Origin of the sequence: Geobacillus sp. DSP4a (genome assembly GCF_013096875.1) — a bacterium.
In the GTDB taxonomy this organism is placed as follows: domain Bacteria; phylum Bacillota; class Bacilli; order Bacillales; family Anoxybacillaceae; genus Geobacillus; species Geobacillus thermophilus.
The window spans coordinates 1-3,152 of the sequence record NZ_SDLD01000094.1 but is presented as its reverse complement, the minus strand read 5'-3'; the positions used below and the strand labels follow the sequence as shown (position 1 = coordinate 3,152).

The 3,152-nt window shown below is 57.0% G+C and carries 2 rRNA genes; both read right to left on the bottom strand.

The features are described 5' to 3' along the window. A 23S ribosomal RNA gene (locus ETC02_RS16345) occupies positions 1–2,172 on the bottom strand; the annotation flags it as partial. 760 nt (positions 2,173–2,932) lie between these two features. Beyond that, positions 2,933–3,152 (bottom strand): 16S ribosomal RNA (locus tag ETC02_RS16340); the annotation flags it as partial.

The window sequence follows — 3,152 nt, the reverse complement described above, 5'->3', positions numbered from 1 at the left end:
CGCTCCGGCTTCCCAGGCTCCCACCTATCCTGTACAAGCGATACCAAAATTCCATATCAGGCTGCAGTAAAGCTCCACGGGGTCTTTCCGTCCTGTCGCGGGTAACCTGCATCTTCACAGGTAGTATAATTTCACCGGGTCTCTCGTTGAGACAGCGCCCAAGTCGTTACACCTTTCGTGCGGGTCGGAACTTACCCGACAAGGAATTTCGCTACCTTAGGACCGTTATAGTTACGGCCGCCGTTTACTGGGGCTTCGGTTCGCACCTTCGCTTCCGCTAAGCGCTCCCCTTAACCTTCCAGCACCGGGCAGGTGTCAGCCCCTATACGTCGCCTTTCGGCTTCGCAGAGACCTGTGTTTTTGATAAACAGTCGCTTGGGCCTTTTCACTGCGGCTCGTTCGGGCTCTTCACCCAAACGAGCACCCCTTCTCCCGAAGTTACGGGGTCATTTTGCCGAGTTCCTTAACGAGAGTTCTCCCGCGCGCCTTAGGATTCTCTCCTCGCCTACCTGTGTCGGTTTGCGGTACGGGCACCTCTTCCCTCGCTAGAGGCTTTTCTTGGCAGTGTGAAATCGGGGACTTCCGGATGACTCCGTCGCCATCACCGCTTGGCCTTACAATCCGCGGATTTGCCTACGGATCAGCCTTGCGGCTTGGACAGGCTCTTCCAGCCGCCTGCTCGCCCTATCCTCCTGCGTCCCCCCATCGCTCAAACGGGAAGGAGGTGGTACAGGAATCTCAACCTGTTGTCCATCACCTACGCCTTTCGGCCTCGGCTTAGGTCCCGACTAACCCTGAGCGGACGAACCTTCCTCAGGAACCCTTAGGCTTTCGGCGCAGAGGATTCTCACCTCTGTTTTCGCTACTCATACCGGCATTCTCACTTCTAAGCGCTCCACCAGTCCTTCCGGTCTGGCTTCAACGCCCTTAGAACGCTCCCCTACCGATGACCAACGGTCATCCCGCAGCTTCGGCGGCACGTTTAGCCCCGGTACATTTTCGGCGCAGAGTCACTCGACCAGTGAGCTATTACGCACTCTTTAAATGGTGGCTGCTTCTAAGCCAACATCCTGGTTGTCTTTGCAACTCCACATCCTTTTCCACTGAACGTGCACTTTGGGGCCTTAGCTGGCGATCTGGGCTGTTTCCCTCTCGACCACGGATCTTATCACTCGCAGTCTGACTCCCGGGCATAAGTCGTTGGCATTCGGAGTTTGACTGGGTTCGGTAACCCGATGAGGGCCCCTAGCCCAATCAGTGCTCTACCTCCAACACTCTCCATCCCGAGGCTAGCCCTAAAGCTATTTCGGGGAGAACCAGCTATCTCCAAGTTCGATTGGCATTTCACCCCTACCCACACCTCATCCCCGCACTTTTCAACGTGCGTGGGTTCGGGCCTCCAGCCGGTGTTACCCGGCCTTCACCCTGGACATGGGTAGATCACCTGGTTTCGGGTCGACGACGACGTACTTTTCGCCCTGTTCAGACTCGCTTTCGCTGCGGCTCCGCCTCTTCGGCTTAACCTCGCACGCCATCGTCACTCGCCGGTTCATTCTACAAAAGGCACGCCATCACGCATGAACGCGCTCTGACTACTTGTAGGCACACGGTTTCAGGTTCTCTTTCACTCCCCTTCCGGGGTGCTTTTCACCTTTCCCTCACGGTACTGGTGCACTATCGGTCACTAGGGAGTATTTAGCCTTGGGAGATGGTCCTCCCTGCTTCCGACGGGATTTCCCGTGTCCCGCCGTACTCAGGATCCGCTCGGGAGGGAACGAAGTTTCGACTACAGGGCTGTCACCTTCTCTGGCCGGCCGTTCCAGACCGGTTCGTCTACCCCGTTCCTTTCTCACTCCCACAATGAGCGGTCCTACAACCCCAAGAGGCACGCCTCTTGGTTTGGGCTGTTCCCGTTTCGCTCGCCGCTACTCAGGGAATCGCGTTTGCTTTCTTCTCCTCCGGGTACTAAGATGTTTCAGTTCCCCGGGTGTGCCCTCCATGCCCTATGGATTCAGGCATGGATACTGCCCCATTACGGACAGTGGGTTCCCCCATTCGGACATCTCCGGATCAACGCTTGCTTACAGCTCCCCGGAGCGTTTCGGCGTTTGCCCCGTCCTTCATCGGCTCCTAGTGCCAAGGCATCCACCGTGCGCCCTTTCTAGCTTAACCTACAGCGCTCTCGGCTTCTTCCTTACTGTCTAGCGTCGGCGCCTGGCTCTCTTCTGCCAAATAACCTTCCCCCTCGGGGTGCCAGCACCCCTGCGGGTGAAGAACATTTGGCTTCGAGAGCCGATCGCGGCGCCTCCGCTTTTCTTTCCGGTTATCTAGTTTTCAAGGAACGAAGTAGCTCCTTTGAATTCGCTTCTTCGCTGGTTTGCGTCGAGGAATTCGGCTTCTCCGAATCCGCTTGTAGACGCAGACGCAAACGAGACTGCTTCTTGAATTTGCTTCTCTGCAGTCTTGCGTCGAGGAATCCATCTTCCTTGAATCTGCTAGAAGACGCAAAGCGGCTTCTTTGAGCAATCCTCCTTGCAGCTTTGTGCCGAGGAATCTTGCTCCCCCGAACCTGCTAGCAGACGCAGGCACAGGCGCTTTTGAAGGAATTTCTCATTCCCTCAAAACCGAACGAAACGAAAGCGCGGTGTATCGACAGTTGGCCATTGCGGCCTCCGCTTTTCGAATTGTCTAGCTCCGGCTCGCCGCCGCTCGGGGTCAAATAACCTTCGCCTTCCGGGTGCAAGCACCCTTGCAGGCGAAGAACATTTGCCCATCGCGGCGACCCGCGAGCCTCCGCTTTTCGAATTGTCTAGCTCCAGCGCCTGGCTCTCTTCTGCCAAATAACCTTCCCCCTCGGGGTGCCAGCACCCCTCCGGGTGAAGAACATTTGGCTTCGAGAGCCGAACGCGGCGCTTCCGCTTTTCGTCCTTAGAAAGGAGGTGATCCAGCCGCACCTTCCGGTACGGCTACCTTGTTACGACTTCACCCCAATCACTTGCCCCACCTTCGGCGGCTGGCTCCCTTGCGGGTTACCTCACCGACTTCGGGTGTTGCAAGCTCTCGTGGTGTGACGGGCGGTGTGTACAAGGCCCGGGAACGTATTCACCGCGGCATGCTGATCCGCGATTACTAGCGATTCCGGCTTCATGCAG